Below are 17,063 nucleotides of genomic sequence, written 5' to 3'. Positions count from 1 at the left end.
GGAGCAGGCATGAACGAGAAGACCACCACGGCCTCGAAAGGCGCACCGCGTGCACGTGTCAGCGCGACCCGAGTCCGCGCAGCCAGCCGCACGCCTCATGCAACGACGGTGAATCCGGCAGACCTGACGGTGCACAATCACCCGCTTGCTCGCCGGCACTATCGGGTGGCGACGGCAGCGATCGAAGGCTTCGTCGACCTCGTCGAACACTGCGTGCGCGTATTGATCCCGGGCGCGTTAATCTACGCCAGACCTCGCATGGGCAAGACTCACGCAATTGACTATTTGGCATTGCACCTAGGCAGGAACCGGGGTGACATCCTCGTGCTAAGGATGTCCTGCGAATATCATCGCACCGACTACGAGGGGGCGTTCTTCAGTGCATTGTTGAGCGCCGCTGGTATCAGGGACCCACAACCCAGGTTCATTGCGGACAAGCGCTTCGCTTTGATGCGTCGGATTAACGAACAACTACAAATGCGCTCGGGTCACATTGTCGTGCTCTTTTGCGACGAAGCACAGCGACTTTCCAAGCACGCACTGGAATGGCTGCGCGACGTCCATGATCAGCTCGCCCACCACGGCGTGCGCCTGATCACCTTTCTGGTAGGGCAGCCGCAACTGATGGAACAGAAGGCGAAATATCAGCTCTCCGGTGACGAGCAAATCGTCGCTCGCTTCATGATCGAGCAACTGCACTTCAGGGGCATTACAGGCGCCGTTGAAGCAGCAACCTGCCTGGCTAGTTACGACATGACGCGCTATCCAGAGGACACCGGGAGCACCTTCACGGCCTTTTTCTATCCCGATGCATACGCCGCCGGCTTAAGACTGGAGCAATCGGCCGCGGCGCTGTGGAATGGCTTCGTGAACGCCCACACGGTCGCGCAACTGGCTGGGCCGATCGAACTGCATATGGATTACTTTAGTCGTGCAGTTGAGTCGGTGCTACTGAATGGCCCTCAGTGGGACAGTGCGGGATTGGTACTAGATTCGGCGCATTGGGAGCGAGCAGTGCGGGAGTCCGGCTACGTCGCCGCGCAACAGACCGTCCAGCCGGAGGTATAGATCATGGTCTTGCCGATCCTTGTGCCGGGCCTGACCGAGTCCGCTCCAGCGAAAGTGTGGATACCACGCCCGTCTCCTGATACCGCCACGCCGGTTGCTCCGCTCAATCGATCGCCTCGGGTGCGTAAGCCCGCTGACTTGAACATGGCGGTGCGAATTGTCACGGAGCGAGAACGGGCGATTGTGAGGATCTTACGTCCGCTGGGGATTGGTCCCCTCTCGCGTGAGCGAGCTACGAAGGCTGGGGAATTGCTTGGGCTCCATTGTTCTTCTGTGTATCGCTTGCGGCGGCGCTTCCTCGCGAATCCTGTAGCGAGCGCGTTGATACCGCATAGCTCGGGACCCAAGGCGGGAGATCTTTTTTTTGCAGCGACGGTTGAGAATATCGTGAAAGAAGTGCTTACCGATTGGCTGCCACGCCAGCCTTATTTCATACATCCGCTTCTTGAGATCTGCGTCGAGATCCGGAAGCGATGCGCGGGGGCGAGTGTTTGTCCGCCCAGCAGAGCTACTATTTCGCGACGCTGGGCCGCCCATCGGAAGGCAGAGGCGGCGGGCAATGCGAGAGTCAAGCCTCCGCTCAGCAAATCGTCTCGGGCGGGTAAGACCACGGAATTGAACATGACGGACACGAATGCAACGGAGCGCGAGCGGGCGATTGTGAGGGTCTTACATCCGCTGGGGAGGGGGCCTCTCTCGCGTCAGGAAGCCAAGAAGGCTGGCGAGTTGCTGGGAGTCCATAGGTCTACGATCTATCGCTTGCGCCGGCGATTCCTCGCGGATCCTGTGGCGAGCGCGTTGATACGTCATGACCCAGGTCCCAAGGCGGGGGTGGAGAGGCATCTAGCAGCGCCGGTCGAAAAGATCGTGAGTAACGTGCTTACCGATTGGCTGCCACGACAGCGTCATCTCACGCATCCTCTTCTCGAGCTCTGCGTCGAAATCCGGAAGCGATGCGCAGCGGCAGGTGTTAGTCCGCCGAGCAGACCTACCATTTCAAGGCGTTGGGCCGCCCAACGGCAAGCGGAGGCCCAGAGCAGTGTGAGAGTCAGGGTACGTCGGTGACGTTTTCGAACAGCATGAGCATTCGCGTGAGCTTCTCATGAAGCTGGCGGAAAGGAAGGGTGCGTCGAACGGCAAAGCCGCCAGATCGTTGTTGCGATGAAGGCCGACCGGCAAGTTGTCGCATTGCTGCCTGAATTGCTGCAGTGAGAAGACTTGAGTCGTGAGAGACGAAACCGGTACAGCCCATGGAGCGTACCAACATTACTACGAAAACGTACCAACATTACTACAGTTCACGATATCTGTTCGCCGTTCTGGAAGCGCGAGTGGCAGGATCCAAATTTTTCAACGTGCGTGCAACATCCCGGCAAGCTTGAAACGACTACCTGGCACTGGTACTACCTTAAGCTTGACAACTTTAATCGGCTGCTTCGAAGAGCGCACGCAACGCGCCACAGGGACATCGTTTCGTATTGAAAAGATACAGTCGCATGAATGCTGAGCGTAAAAAAGCTACAGTCGCATGAACGTTGAGCGTGGGTCGCATTAACCTCGATCTTCAACAGACGTCACACAAATTGCGGAAGCCCCATCATTACTACACTTCACGAATGCCGATAATTTACTTGAGACTGGCCGTTTAAACGGGCGGAAAAGTTATTCAAGCAGCACTCAATCTGCGGGCGACTCGAAGATCCATGGGAGTGGAAAGAAGCTGGGGATGAACCAGGAACTCAGCAATTGACACGGTCAATCCATATCAGTGTACTGTTCCTCCGCCTATCCGACAGTCTGCGTCAGCTGATACGTCGTTGAATAGCTGAAGCGGCTCGCCGGGTGAACCCCCGTCGTCACCGCGATCACCTTGTCGCGTAAGAAATAGGTCCGGATGATGCGCAACCCAGCCGATTTTTCCGGTACTTTCAGGACATCGGCTTGTGTGCCTTCGATCAGCAATCCCTGCACTTCCTGCTCGACTCGCGTTACTTTGATGCCGTATTGCTTTTCGACCATCGTGTACACGGGAACGGCCAGTGTTTCTCCTAGCGGGGGCAGTTCACTGAAAGCCCCCTCGACGTAGATGTCAACAAGTGCGATTGCTTCGTTTGCGGGTGCCCCGCCATATCGCGTGCCGGCAATGTGCAACCAACTTGCCCCAGGCGCGCAGCGCAGCAAGGCTGCATGGGCCTCGTCGGCTTCTATGCGTTCGTAGGCCGACTTGCGCAGCGTTGTACCTTTGGCGTAGCCGACGAGGTCGGCAGGCGAGTCCATTACCTGCAGGAAGCGACTCTGGGGGCGGTCGGAGACAACGCGCGTACCGACGCCGGCCTGTCGGGTAACCAAGCCGAGGCTGCACAATTTCTGCACCGCCTGTCGCACAGCGTAGCGGCTCAAATTCCACTTTTCGCACAGTTCAGCTTCAGTCGGGAGCAGTTCGCCCACGGCAGGATGGCCGTTGTGGATGTTCTGCATCAGGGTGCGCGCCAGGTCAAGGTGGCGGGGAGCTGTAGTAGCCAGGGCGGCTGAATAGGCTTCGATCTCGTCTTGCATGGCGTTCAAAGCGATAGGTATTTTCGGCCTGTCGTCGCGGGGCGGAGGGCAAACTGCCTGCTCTGAGGACCATAAATTTTACCATGGTAGGCAGGGTTATTCCTAATATTCGAATGTTCGAACAAACTTCTATAGTTCGGCCATCGATGCGATGACGGGTCGGTTCGTCCCGCATCCCATCGCCTTCGTTTACTGGAGATACCCTGAGCATGTACCCCATCGACTTCCTGTGGCGCGCCGTTGACCGGCATCCGAACCGGGTGGCCATCATCAGTCCTGCTGGCGAACTTTCCTTCCGTGAACTGGCGCGTATGGTGCTCGAACGGGCGGCCGCACTCACGGCCATCGACCCGGCTCCTCRCAGCCTTGTCTGCGTAGGGGCGGCAAACACCGTGGATCATTTGGTGGGCATCCTGGCCATTCTGGCTGCAGGCAAGGTATGGGTGCCGCTGAACCCGCGCAATGGCGACCCTGAATTGCACCGCATCGTCGAGTTTGTCGAGCCGTCGCTCGTGCTTGCCGATGCCGACATGGCAGAACGGTTGGCTGGCATCTCCGCGCGCCTGCGGCCGCTTGAGGATTTGATGCGCTGTCAGGGTGAGACAGCTGCCGTGATGATGGGCCCGCACTCGCGTGGCGGGATTGGTCTTGACGAACCGCAGGCTATCAAGTTTACCGGGGGCACCACTGGGTACCCGAAGGGGGTCATCCAGCCTCTGCGCGCATGGAACACCAATATCGCAACCCAGGTCCACGAACTCGGCCTGGTTCCGGATGATAGATATCTGGTCGCTGCTCCGATTACCCATGGCACTTCGACATACATGCTCCCCGTACTGGGGGCTGGCGGAGCGCTGATATTTCCGGAGTACGCCAAGGCCTCTGCGCTGCTCGACGCCGCAAGTACGCACGACGCGACCTTGTTCTTCGCGCCGCCCACACTGATTCTTTCGCTGGTGGAGGAGCAGCGCCGCTCGCCCCGTCCACTGCGCGCCTTGCGCTATCTCGTATATGGCGGCGCGCCGATGCGACCGGAGYAGATCCGCGACGCTCAGTCTGTGTTCGGCTCCGTCCTGTGCACCTCGTTTGGCCAGACCGAGGCGCCCCAGATCATCACATTCCTCCCGCCCGCTGACATGGCCGGTGAGAACCTGGCCTCCGTGGGGAAACCATCGCTGCTCACCCGGGTGGCCATCGTCGACAAGAAGGGTACCCCGCTTAAAGCCGGGGAAGAGGGCGAGATCGCGGTACGCGGCGATCTGGTGATGAGCGGCTACCTGAAGGCGGAAGACGAAACACGCAAGACACTGGTCAATGGCTGGCTGCGTACAGGCGATGCCGGGATCTTCGACGAGCGTGGTTTCCTATTCCTGCGGGACCGCATTCGCGATGTGATCATCACCGGTGGCTTCAATGTTTATCCCAGCGATGTCGAGGTGGTGCTGTCGGCCCACCCGGCTGTCGCGGATTGTTCGGTGGTCGGCATCCCGGACGCGAAGTGGGGAGAGGCCGTCCATGCTGCCGTGCAATTGCGTCCGGGAATGAGCGTCGACACCAACGAACTCGTCGCTCTTGTCAAGCGCGAACTCGGCTCGGTCAAGACGCCCAAGCACGTACATCTGTTCGAAGCGCTGCCGCGTAGTTCAGTCGGCAAGGTACTAAAGCCTGCGGTTCGCGAGACCATCCTGAGCAATCGGAGCCACTAATGACCAATCCGAACGAAGCCAAAGCGGCACGCACGAAGCTCTGCCACTACACCACGCAGGCTGTCTATTATGGCGACGATGATCTGGTAGGCGACCTGCTCGGCCAGGTCAGCTTCGTTGATGTCTTCATGAAGCAGACCTTTGGCATCGTGCCGACAGCGGCGCAGCGCCGGATTGTCGAAGCCGTGCTCGTGACGCTGATGGAGCACGGTATGACGCCTAGCGCGATCGCTACGCGCATGATCTACGCGAGTTCACCGGAAAATCTCCAGGCTGGCGTCGCAGCTGGCCTGCTGGCCGTAGCCAGCCGCTTCGTCGGTACGATGGAGCCGGCAGCCGAGCTCCTCGGTCGCATCGTGGATGCCGGCAACCAAGGGCCGACCGAAGCGCAGCGTATTGCCCAGGACTTCCGCACGCGGCGGGAAGCGGTGCCAGGCTTTGGCCACCACCTGCATCGGCCAGACGACCCGCGTGCGATTGCGCTATTGAAGCTGGCGCGCGAAGTCGGTACCCACGGACCACATTGTGCAGCGCTGGAGCAACTGGCTGCCGAGGTCGACGCTGCAGCCGGACGTCACATAACGATCAATGCAACGGGTGCAATCGCCGCCATCCTGGGCGATATCGGCATCCCCGCAGCGCTCATGCGCGGCTTCGCTGTCCTTAGCCGCGCGGCTGGCTTGATCGCTCATATTGCCGAAGAACAACGCGAGCCTTCGGGACGATTCATCTGGGATCTGGTCGACGGCGCGATGACGCCTGAACATTCGGCGGAGTGACCATCCCCAAACGGCACGCGAAGTCTTCCTGATTTTTCGTACCATCCAATCCGCAGTAGGAGGAGACAAAAATGACCCAAGCAAATCATTCCATTCAGCGCCATCACCATATCACCCTGAATGTCGGCACGGCCCAGGAAGACTATGACTTCCACACCAAGGTGCTCTCACTCAAGAGCGTCAAGAAGACCCTGATCTACGATGGCGGTACGCCGTTCTACCACCTCTACTACGGCAATGACCTCGGCGAGGAGAGCACGCTGATCACCTGCTTCCCGGTAGCTCATTTCGGCCGGAAGGGCAAGCGTGGGGCCGGGCAGATCGGCAACTTGGCGCTATCGGTGCCAGCGTCAGCCATTCCGTTCTGGGAGAAGCGCCTGGCCGACCACGGCTTTGAGGTTGGTCGCTCCGAGCGTTTTGGCGAGCAGGTCATAACGTTCGCGCATCCCTGTGGCATCGAGTACGAGCTGATCGGTATCGCCGACGACGCTCGCAAGCCTTACTCCAATGGCGAGGTGCCGGCCGAGTTAGCAATCCGCGGCCTGCACACCATCGCAGTGAACGTGCGGGAGATGGAACCTTCGCAGGAGTTCATGCAGGACGGCTGGTCTGCCCGCGAGGTGGCGCGAGACGGCAAGTACGCTCGCTATGCATTCGGCGAGGGCGGCTCCGGCAAGTTCGTCGACTTTGCCCTGGAAACGAGCATGCCCCAGGCGAGCTGGACCTATGGCGAGGGCACCGTGCATCACTGCGCGTTCCAGGTAGCGGACCATGTTGTCCAGGACCTGGTCAAGGCCAGGCTCGAGGGCATGGGTTTGACCGACACCTCCGAGCGCAAGGACCGCGGGTACTTCGAATCGATTTACGTGCGCACGCCCAGCGGCGCGATGTTCGAGGCCACAGTATCCAAGCCCGAGGGCTTCCTGATCGACGAACCGTACGAGAAGCTCGGCACCGAACTGCAGATCGCACCCCAGTTCGAAAGCCAGCGCAAGACGATCATGGAATCGCTGGAGACCTTGAAGTACTGAGTCCGAGCGGGCGCACAAGCTGCGTCCGACTGCACGCTACTGGAACACCCCGCGCAACGCCACATGCAATACGCCAATCCTCATATGCATCAACCGGTAAGTAGCTTCGGAGCAGCCGCAGCGCGCGATGCGGCGCTTGCTGTCATCCTTGTGCATGGCCGTGGCCAGTCGCCCGCGCTGATGCAGGAGATGGTGGTCAGCCGTTTTGCGCGCCCAGACATCGCATGGCTTGCACCGTTGGCGGCGGAAAATTCCTGGTACCCGGAGCGTTTCATCGAACCACTTGAGGTCAATGAGCCGCGGCTTTCGCAGGCGCTTGAACGCCTGGATACGCTGTCGGAGGAACTGCGGATGCTTGGTTTCCCATACGAGTCCCAGGTCCTGATGGGGTTTTCGCAGGGCGCGTGTCTTTGCAGCGAGTTTGTCTGGCGTCAACGACGACGTTACCGCGCGTTAGTCGCATTCACCGGCGGATTGATCGGCCCGCAGGGCATGCTACGCGACACTTCGCATCGCAATTTTCAAGGAATGCCCGTGCTGTTTTCAACCTGGGAGCAGGACCCGTTCGTACCTGCGAAGAGTGTGCGGGAATCAGCCGCACAATTCCAAACGGTGGGTGCTGACGTGACTTTGAAGGTGGAGGCTGGCACGGAGCATGGCATCCGCGATGTCGAAATCGGCTATGCCAGGGCCACCGTGGACCAGAGCGCGTCGCAAGTCCACTTTAATTCCGCCCGGAGCCGTTAGCATGCAGCCCTTTGTGCACGAAACCCACGGAGCCCGCGTTGTCTTTGGCGGCGGGGCGCGCCACTTCCTGCCGCGCGAACTGGAGCAACTCGGGGTCAAGCGGGTGCTGGTGCTGACCACGCCTGAGCAGGTCGCTCTTGGTCAGCAGTTGGCGGACATCTTGGGCGATCAATGTGTTGGCGTCTATGGCAAGGCAGTAATGCACGTGCCTGTCGACGTCGCACGCGCGGCAGTCGATGCCGCGAAGAGCTTGGGCGCCGACGGATGCGTCGCCGCCGGTGGGGGATCGACCATCGGTCTCGCCAAAGCGATCGCGCTCGAATCGAACCTGCCGATCATCGCCTTGCCGACGACCTATGCTGGTTCAGAGATGACGCCGCTGTACGGGATTACCGATGCGGGAATCAAGAAGACCGGGCGGGACTGGCGCGTGATGCCACGCGGCGTGATTTATGACCCGGAGCTGACGCTGACGTTGCCCCAGGCCATCAGCATGACGAGTGGGATGAATGCCATCGCGCATGCCGCCGAGGCGCTGTACGCTCGCGACGGCAATCCAGTCTATAGCTTGATGGCAGAAGAAGGAATTCGTGCCCTCGCGAATGCATTACCGCGTCTGAGGCTCGATGCCACAGATGTCGACGCCCGTAGTGACGCGCTGTATGGTGCCTGGCTGTGCGGCACCGTGTTAGGTAACGTGCAGATGGGGGTGCACCACAAGCTATGCCATACGCTGGGCGGTAGTTTCAACCTGCCGCACGGAGAAGTGCACACCGTCATTTTACCTTACGCGCTCGCCTATAACGCTGCGGCGGCGCCACAGGCGATGGCACGTATTGCGCGTGCGCTGGGGCGAGAACACGCGCCTGCCGGGCTGCGTGAACTTGGTGAGTCGCTTACCGTACCGCGTTCGTTGCGCGAAATCGGTATGCCAGGCCTCGGCCTCGATCGCGCAGCCGATTTGGTGGTGGAGACGCCCTATCCCAATCCGCGTCCGATTGAACGAGGGCCGATACGCGAGCTGTTGCAGCGTGCGTACGAAGGGGCCGGCCCGGCCTGAGTAGCTGACGCTAAAGACGCTGTTGCCGGCGCAGCTATGATTTTTAGCGACGCCGATACTAATCCCGTTACCCAAGCTCAGGGCCGGATGCCTGAGCGCCCCAGTGGAGGGAATTTGCCATGTCATACATTATTCGCGCGTACTTTCGCCAGCAGATGGAGGAGACGCGCCTTAAGCTTCGGCCTGAACACATCCGCCACGTCATCTCCAAGTTGCCAGGGATTGTCTGCGCCGGTGCCTTGTGTGGGGAGGATCTGCGCCCGCAAGGGTTGTTCCTCGCCGTCAACTGTGCCGACAGGGAACAGGCGGAGTCGTTAATCGCCGATGACCCTTATTACCGCGCAGGATTGCTCGAACGGGTAGAGGTGGAACGCTTCATTCAATTTGCTCCCCACGCGAATCCACGCATCTTGCACGAAGAGTTGGAGCGAGCGCTGCAAAGCGCTAATTCTGCTGCGAGCTGAGGGTTTCAGGCGCCATTCTTCCAGCTTGCAGCGCACGCTACAGAGAGAAAAACGGTAAGAGACGGCGGAGCGCATGCGCGCATCCGCTGCCAACCAAAGGCTAGGAGACACCATGTACGACTTCACATACTCGGCACGGATGCCAAGACCCCGCGCTGCCTAGTGTTCACCTAGGCGCCGCGGCAAAGACTCAACTCTGCGATTGTGCCGCGAGTGCCTATTTATCAGATTCAGCAAAGAAGCGCAGTGCAACCCTGCAGGGCGGCATTCGCCCACGGCAGGCATGTGCGCACGCGATGGCAAGCCGCGGGGTGCATTGCCTACGCGTGCCATGTGCCGCCCACACAAGCAGCCTTTAGGTGTCCTTTTCAGAAAGAAGACATGAGTCATGGAACGCATCAAACGCATCATCCTGTCGGGATTACCCCTCGCCATTATTGGGGGACTCCTTTATGCCGGCCTCTTCGTCAAGCCCAAGCCGGTCGGCAAGCCTGTCGAGCAACCGCTCGTCGAACGAGGTGATGCCTTCTTCGGCATCGTCGCCCTGCCTAATGGGCCCATGTGGGCAGTTGGTTCCAATGGGAAGATCCTGCACAGCGAAGATGCCGGGCAGAACTGGCGCAAGCAACGTGCGGCCAGCCACGAGACGCTGCAGGATGTCGCCGCCTGGGACGCGCGCCGGGCTGTTGCCGTAGGCAACGAAGGCGTGGTTCTAACGACGGAAGACGCGGGGCACTCGTGGGAGCAGGCGCAGGCACCGAAGTCGGCCATCAGCAACAAGCTGATGCGCGTCCACGTCAGTCAGGACGGCGGCGCCTGGGCGGCTGGCAGTGGCGGTGTGCTGTTGCGCTCCCGCGATTATGGAAAGAGCTGGCAATCCGCGGCGCACGGGGAGGACACCGCCTGGAATGGCATCGCCTTCGACGGGCAGCGCGGATGCGTGGTGGGCGAGTTTGGCCGCATCCGCATCTCAAATGATGCTGGCGAGAACTGGACAAGCGTTGCCAGTCCGGTCAAGCACAGTCTGATGTCGGTCAGGTTCAGGGACGCCGGCCACGCTGTCGCCGTTGGTCTCAGCGGCACGGTACTGGTGAGCGATAACGGCGGGGCAAGCTGGATGCAGGTCGGCAAGGCGACAGAAGAGGATCTCCTGGACGTTGCGTGGGATGGCAAGCAATGGATTGCAGTGGGCGACAAGGGTGTCGTCCTGGTCGCCGGGGAGGATGCCGGCAAATGGCGTCTGACCCGCTTCGCACCACAGGACCGCGGCTGGTACACCAAGGTGCAGACACAGGGGGGCAAGTACTACGTCGCCGGCTCACGCCTCGCCGTTAAAGACGCCGCCGCTTTGTAAGGCAGCACAGAGAGCATTTGGAGGAGAACATGAATACGATGGATCGAGGCAGGCTCGAACGCTTTGTCGAGTACTGCATACACCGGCGAGCTTACGTGACCGGCATCTTCTTTCTGGTGACGGCCGTGATGCTGGTGGCCGCCTTGCGGGTGGAAGTCAGAACCGTTTTTGAAGACCTGCTGCCGCGCAGCCACCCCTATATCCAGGTTCACGAGCAGTACAAGCAGGCGTTCGGCGGCTCGAACGTGGTCAGCATCGTGCTCGAAGCCGAGAAAGGGGACATATTCAACACCCCGTTCCTGAGCAAGGTCAAGACGGTGACTTCTGCCTTGCAGCAGGTTGATGGCGCAAATCAGTTCCAGATTGTTTCGTTGGCGTCGCGCAAACTCAAGGAGATTCGCGGCTCGACCGAGGCCATCGAATCGAACCCGCTGATGTGGCCGGATGTGCCGAAAAGCCAAGCCGGACTGGAGACTTTGAAGCAAGCCGTGCTGAACAATCCGCTCGTCTATGGCGCCTATGTCTCGAAAGACCTGAAGGCTGCCCTGGTCACGGTGGATTTCTATGAGAAGGCGGCCGACTACAACAAGATATTCCCGCAGGTGATGGCCATCGCCGATGCGGCGCGCGGCGACGGTGTGCGGGTGCGCGTGACTGGCGAGCCCATTCTCTACGGCTGGGTAAAGCACTTCCTGCCAGAGACTCTGCACATCTTCCTGTTCACGATCGGCTGCCTCGTGTTGCTGCTGTTCATCATTGCACGTACCTGGCGCGGAACCCTGCTGCCACTTCTGGCAGGACTCAGCAGTGCCATCTGGGCCCTCGGCGTCGCGCGTCTGTTGGGCTTTAACCTGGACCCGCTTGTGATTGTGATCGCGTTCCTAATCACGGCCAGGGCTATCTCGCATTCCGTGCAACTGGTATCTCGCTTCGATGAGGAGATTGCCGCGGGCGCCAACACCACAAAAGCGGCTGCGAAGGCAAGCATGCTGCAGCTTTTCAAGCCGGGCATGCTTGGCGTGATTGCTGACGCCGGCTGCATGGTCGTCGTGGTGCTGACCCCCATCCCGCTGATGCACAAGGTCTCAATCATCGGTACGGTGTGGGTGATGACGATCGCGCTAAGTGCCTGCGTCATGACGCCGGTACTGCTCTCGTGGGTGCGTTACCCGCGCGGGTACGCCCACCGCCTGGACCTCGGGCGTTACCTGGACCGCATCCTGAATGTCTGCGTACGGAGTGCGACCTCGCGGTGGCGCTATGCAGTGCTCGCGTCTGCGGTTGCTGTGTTTGCGGTCTCCGCATGGTACGCCACCCGCATTCAGGTAGGGGACGCGCAGCCCGGCTCTCCGATTCTCTGGCAGAACTCCTCCTATAACCGCGATGCGGCAGCGATCAACCAGCAGTTCCAGGGCGCTGACCGGCTGTACGCCGTGTTCTCGGGAACCAAGCCAAATGCTGTGAAGGAGCCCAAGGTTCTCGAGAACATTACCGGATTGCAGCGCTACATGGCCGCTCAACCCGAAATCGGCGGCAGCGCCTCGATCGCGGATGTCATCCCCATGGTGAGGCGAGTCCTGAACGAGAACAATCCGCGCTACCAGGAACTGGGCCGTACCGCACAAGAGAATGGGGAACTGATGTACATGTTCGTCTCCGGATCCGATCCCGGCGACATGGCCCGCTTTACCGATGCCCAATCGCAGAACGCCTCGGTGACGTTCAACTTCCGCGATCACCAAGGCGAGAGCATTCGCACGGCAATGGCACGACTTAAGGCCTATGTGGATGCCCATCCCCTTGCCGAAGGCACTTATCAGTTGGCGGGCGGCCTGGTTGGTGTGCTGGCGGCGGTCAACGAGGTGATTCTCGCAGGACAGATTGAAAGTATCGCGCTTGCGCTACTGGTGCTTGTGATTTGCTGCGCGGTGGCCTACCGCTCCGTGACGGCCGGCATCTTCTTCATGGTGCCCGTGATTCTCTCCAACACCATCACGTTCAGCTATATGGCGTGGAAAGGCATCGGCATGAACCTGAGCACGCTGCCGGTGGCGGCACTGGGCATCGGCTTGGGGGTGGACTACGCCTTCTACATCGTCGACGGCATCAAGGAGAAGCTCGGCGAAGGCAAGGAGCTGCCGGCGGCCACGATCGCCTCGCTGCACGGTGCCGGTCGCGGCGTGGTGGTTACCGCGCTCACGCTGACTACCAGCGTGGTGCTTTGGTGTGCCTCGTCGCTGCGATTCCAGGCTGACATGGGTGTGCTGATGGCCATCTGGCTATTCGTCTCGGCGCTGAGCGCCCTGTTCATCATGCCGGCGATGGTACTGGTGTTCCGGCCGGCGTTCATTGTAAAGACGGCGGGCAAGGGGGTGACGCCGGGAAGTCACAACGTCGCAATGAGCGCGGTGCCGGAGGTCTACTAGGCACCTGCTTCGGTGAAAAAAACAATAAGAGAACATTAACAGGAGGAGACAGTGAAATTGAATTCTTGGTATGAACGCGGCATGAAATCCGGTGCGGCTGGTCTGGCGTTGGCTCTTCTAGCCGCCTCATCGAACGCTGGCGCCGCCGAGGCGGACGAGTCCGCCACGGTCAGTGCGCAAAACGCCGCGGACAGCGAGAGCAACTCGGAGAACTACAGCTTCCACCTGGGCGGATACGCCCGGGCCTGGGCCTCGTTCAATCTGCAGAACCCGCCGGAGACGAGCAAAAACGACAGGTATTCGCCATCCATGGTACGCGGTTCGCTGCTGCTCGATGCCGATGCGAAGACTGGCCCGATTACATGGAAGGTCGTGGGGCGGGCGGACCAGGAATATAAGACGCCCTATCTCAAGGATCTTGAGCGGCTGAACCAGGAGCATTCGCAAGGTGGGCCGGGTAGCCGCTTGATGGACCAGTACAACCAAGCGGACCTGCGTGAATACTACGCGGATTTCTCACCTGTAGAGCGCGTAAATTTCCGCATCGGCAAGCAGCAGGTTGTTTGGGGTGAAACGGACTTTTTCCGTGCACTCGATCTGGTCAACGGTTTCGACTACCGCTGGCGTTCCTTCCTGGAACGCGAAGGCGACGAACTGCGCAAGCCGCTCTTCCTGATCAAGACCAAGATCAATGTCCCGGAGGCGGACGGGAGCCTGCAGCTGCTGTTCCGCCCCGGCATTGATCGCAATCGTGACGTAGGCAATAGCTACGACCTTTATGGCGGCCGCTGGGCGGGACAGCCCTACAAGGGTGTGGACTTTCTTGCGCCCGGGGCGCTGAACTACAACTATCGACAGCCTGGCGCCAATGTGGAGGACAAGACGGGCGGCGTCCGGTGGGAGGGTATCGCGGGGCCGGTCAACTATTCGTTGGCGTATCTCAAGACCTTTAGCAACGATCCTGTCGTGAACTCCGCCTTCGCGCCGTCCGGCGCCACGCCGACCGGCGCGCTGGGCGATTTCATCTTCCCGAAGATCGACCTGTTCGGCGCGACCGTCAGCGGCTATGTGCCGGCCATCGATTCGGTGCTGAGCACGGAGCTCGTCTACACGCGCAATGCACCCTACAACGTCGGTACCAACTTCTTTGGCGGGGCCCTCCCTGGATTCGGCGGCATCATCAAGAAGGACCTGGTCACCACCATGGTCCGAATCGACAAGAACCTGAACCTGACCAAGCTGATCGGCACGAGCCGACCGTCATTCTTCTCGGTCCAGGTGTTCGATAAGTGGATTCAGAACTACAAGCAGTCGGACGATATCGTCAACATGGTCGGCTATGGCGCGGCGGCGAAGGAGCACTCCACCATTGCCACCGTGATTCTTGGCCTGAACTACAAGAACGACAAGATCAATCCCCAGCTAGCCGCAGGTGTGGACCTGCAGGGCCGCGGAGGCTTTCTGATCCCGAGCGTCGAGTTCGTCTACGGCAACCACTGGCGCCTGGTGCTGGAGGCGGACCTGTTTTTCTCGAAGAACCAACGATTGCCCGGCCAGGTGGAAGGTTCAACGCGCCTGTTCGGTTCCTTTGCCAACAATGACCAATTCATCGCTCGTTTGACACGACAGTTCTAAGCAGGAGACATAAACCATGTATCGCATTAAGAAGACCCTCGCGCTGTGCATGTTTGCGGCATTCAGCGCTGGCGCCACGGCAACCCTTGCCGCGGAACTGCCCGCTGGCACCGTGATCGACAAGGCCAACATTGATAAGGTCAAGAACGAAACGTTCGATGGCCATACCATCGCGAGCCTGCTGACCGAGAAGCTCGAATGGCAGATCCGCAATACCGGGCTGAAGATTCCACTTGGCCACGCCAAGCCTGTGCAGCTTGATCCCAAGTACCTCGAGGCTACCAAGAAGAATGCGGGCAAGGCGCAATTCGATGAGAAGACGCGCGAGGTCACGGGCTGGGTGGCCGGCATCCCCTTCCCCGAAGTCAGCCAGAGCGACCCGCATGCGGGCGACAAGCTGATCTGGAATTTCTACTACGCCTCACCGGAGGGTGACGTCATCAACAACAAGGCGACCTTCCTGATGATCAGCGGCGAGAAGGGCCTGGAGTCGACGCAGGACTGGCTGTTTCAGCGCTACTACATGAAGGGACGGCTTAGCGGCGACAAGCCGGTGCTGGGCGACGGCGGTGTACTCAGCAAGACGCTGTTTGTAGCGACGGCACCCGAAGACATCAAGGGGGTGGGCACCTTCACCATCCGCTACGACGATCCGAAGCTGGAGGACAGCTGGGCCTATATCAAATCGGCGCGGCGCACCCGTCGCCTTTCTGGCGGCGCATGGATGGACCCGGTTGGCGGGCTTGATGTCCTGAATGACGATATCTATGTATGGAACGCCAGGCCCTCGTGGTATCCGAAGACTAAGTTGGTGAGTCGGCGCTGGATCCTGGCGATTTCGGATGCCAAGCTCGGCTACACGCCGTCAAAGAAAGGAACACCGGAAGAGTGGAAAACGGTGGACTTAAAGGAGCCGCCGTACTGGAACCCGGTACAGACGTGGCAGCCGCGCGAGGTCTGGGTCATCGAAGGTACACCCCCGACGGAACATCCCTATGGCAAGAAGGTGGTCTACATGGACGTGAATTATCCGCGCGTCTATATGGGCGAAGCCTATGACAAGAAAGGGGAATTCTGGAAGTTCATTAACTTCCACATGACGCCTTCAGTGGGTGAGGATGGCACGAAGTACTCCTCGTCGATCCAGGGAGACATCATCGACTTCAAGGCACGCCACGCGTCCATCTATCTCTTCCGCGGTTACAAGCTAAACGAGGCGAAGATCAAGGAAAGCGATATGACCTATAGCGCGCTGGAGTCGATCGCCAAGTAGCACATGAAAGGTGTCCACCGGCGTCCACGTGGGGCGGGAACCTTCTTGCACTGTTCACGGCCAGAATGCCGATCATCCTCCGGGGAAAAGCGATGCGCAAACCGGTCGCAAGCTACGGGGATCATTATGAGATTGCCGTGGACGGAGCACGGAACAGAATGTACCTCACTATCAAGGGATACTGGGCCTCAGCGTCAGCCGTACCCAATTACCTTCGCGATATCCGGAAGGCCATTGGCCTGTCGACTCTCGGGCTCGCTATTTTGGCGGACCCTACCTCTATGACGATGACTGCGGGTGATGTCGGCATACCGCATCAAAAGGCTCAGAAGCTGTGTGCGGCAAGGGGATTGGGGGCCGGCGCGGAGGTATGCGCCAGCGCAACCGCTAAGATGAGCGCAGACCGGTTCAACCGCAACTCTGGCATTCGGAAGCGGGTCTTCTCCAGCGTGGGCCTGGCTGGATTCCCTCTGACAACAGGTCTACAAGCATCCTAAAGCGGGTGAGTGATCATGGAAACTAGAACAATGACGGATGAGCAGCGCAAGGCGATTGCGCTGGAGTACTTCAAGCGCATGGACAGGGGCGAGAGCGTCCTTGACCTGTTTGACGAGCACGCTGAGTTTTGCTTTCCCAAGTGGGGTATAGCGCAAGGCCATGAGCAGATCGGCCAACTATTCCAGGATTTGATGGGTATCCTGGAGTCGCTTGCGCACGATATTGCCCATGCGAACGTCATACAGCAGGGGGACCTGTTGGTGGTTGAGGGTACATCCAGCGGAAGCCTCAAAAGCGGCGAGATGTGGCGCGCGGGGGTGACCCACGCGGGACGTTGGTGCGACGTTTTCGAGATCCGAGACTTCCGGATACAGCGCTGCTATGTCTATCTGGACCCGGACTATGGAGGCTTGGACGTAGAACGTTATCCCTGGCTGCGGAAGCGGGGCAAGGACGCTCGTTAAGA

The 17,063-nt window shown here is 59.8% G+C and carries 13 protein-coding genes; 12 read left to right on the top strand and 1 reads right to left on the bottom strand.

Annotated features, from left to right (window positions below; all coding sequences use genetic code 11):
- Window positions 1–9: 9 nt before the first annotated feature.
- Window positions 10–1,068: an AAA family ATPase gene (locus tag AC1DT6_RS28090; protein WP_441628284.1), complete on the top strand. Its 1,059-nt coding sequence runs from the start codon at window positions 10–12 to the stop codon at window positions 1,066–1,068.
- Window positions 1,069–2,853: 1,785 nt separating this feature from the next.
- Here AC1DT6_RS28090 and AC1DT6_RS28085 read toward each other — a convergent pair.
- The gene (locus AC1DT6_RS28085) at window positions 2,854–3,624 is read right to left on the bottom strand and encodes a GntR family transcriptional regulator (RefSeq protein ID WP_477115125.1); all 771 of its coding nucleotides are present in this window, start codon (window positions 3,622–3,624) and stop codon (window positions 2,854–2,856) included.
- A 209-nt stretch (window positions 3,625–3,833) separates the two neighbouring features.
- Here AC1DT6_RS28085 and AC1DT6_RS28080 point away from each other — a divergent pair, with 209 nt between their 5' ends.
- The 11 genes from AC1DT6_RS28080 to AC1DT6_RS28030 all read left to right on the top strand — a co-directional run bounded on the left by AC1DT6_RS28080 (window position 3,834) and on the right by AC1DT6_RS28030 (window position 17,061).
- Entirely contained in the window at window positions 3,834–5,330 is a 1,497-nt protein-coding gene (locus AC1DT6_RS28080) for a class I adenylate-forming enzyme family protein (protein ID WP_477115124.1), read from the top strand.
- Window positions 5,330–6,109, top strand: coding sequence for a citryl-CoA lyase (locus AC1DT6_RS28075; protein ID WP_477115123.1), 780 nt, complete (start codon window positions 5,330–5,332; stop codon window positions 6,107–6,109). Before AC1DT6_RS28080 ends, AC1DT6_RS28075 begins: the two co-directional genes overlap by 1 nt.
- A 71-nt stretch (window positions 6,110–6,180) precedes the next feature.
- Window positions 6,181–7,140 (top strand): VOC family protein, encoded by a 960-nt coding sequence (locus AC1DT6_RS28070; protein WP_477115122.1) that lies wholly within the window; start codon window positions 6,181–6,183, stop codon window positions 7,138–7,140.
- Window positions 7,141–7,203: 63 nt separating this feature from the next.
- Window positions 7,204–7,887: an alpha/beta hydrolase gene (locus AC1DT6_RS28065; RefSeq protein ID WP_477115121.1), complete on the top strand. Its 684-nt coding sequence runs from the start codon at window positions 7,204–7,206 to the stop codon at window positions 7,885–7,887.
- A 1-nt stretch (window position 7,888) separates the two neighbouring features.
- Window positions 7,889–8,947 carry a maleylacetate reductase gene (locus AC1DT6_RS28060; RefSeq protein WP_477115120.1) on the top strand — a complete coding sequence of 353 codons (1,059 nt, stop codon included), beginning with the start codon at window positions 7,889–7,891 and terminating at the stop codon, window positions 8,945–8,947.
- A 119-nt stretch (window positions 8,948–9,066) separates the two neighbouring features.
- Window positions 9,067–9,411: a YciI family protein gene (locus tag AC1DT6_RS28055; RefSeq protein WP_477115119.1), complete on the top strand. Its 345-nt coding sequence runs from the start codon at window positions 9,067–9,069 to the stop codon at window positions 9,409–9,411.
- A 388-nt stretch (window positions 9,412–9,799) separates the two neighbouring features.
- Window positions 9,800–10,765: a WD40/YVTN/BNR-like repeat-containing protein gene (locus AC1DT6_RS28050; protein ID WP_477115118.1), complete on the top strand. Its 966-nt coding sequence runs from the start codon at window positions 9,800–9,802 to the stop codon at window positions 10,763–10,765.
- A 29-nt stretch (window positions 10,766–10,794) separates the two neighbouring features.
- Entirely contained in the window at window positions 10,795–13,191 is a 2,397-nt protein-coding gene (locus AC1DT6_RS28045; RefSeq protein WP_477115117.1) for an efflux RND transporter permease subunit, read from the top strand.
- A gap of 51 nt (window positions 13,192–13,242) precedes the next feature.
- Entirely contained in the window at window positions 13,243–14,826 is a 1,584-nt protein-coding gene (locus AC1DT6_RS28040; protein WP_477115116.1) for a DUF1302 family protein, read from the top strand.
- 16 nt (window positions 14,827–14,842) lie between these two features.
- Window positions 14,843–16,099: a DUF1329 domain-containing protein gene (locus tag AC1DT6_RS28035; protein WP_477115115.1), complete on the top strand. Its 1,257-nt coding sequence runs from the start codon at window positions 14,843–14,845 to the stop codon at window positions 16,097–16,099.
- A gap of 512 nt (window positions 16,100–16,611) precedes the next feature.
- A complete protein-coding gene (locus AC1DT6_RS28030) occupies window positions 16,612–17,061 on the top strand; it encodes a nuclear transport factor 2 family protein (protein ID WP_477115114.1) in 450 nt (149 codons plus the stop codon).
- Window positions 17,062–17,063: the final 2 nt, after the last annotated feature.

It is taken from the genome of Cupriavidus sp. 01L45, assembly GCF_056399885.1.
This window is presented reverse-complemented; position numbering and strand designations above follow the sequence as displayed.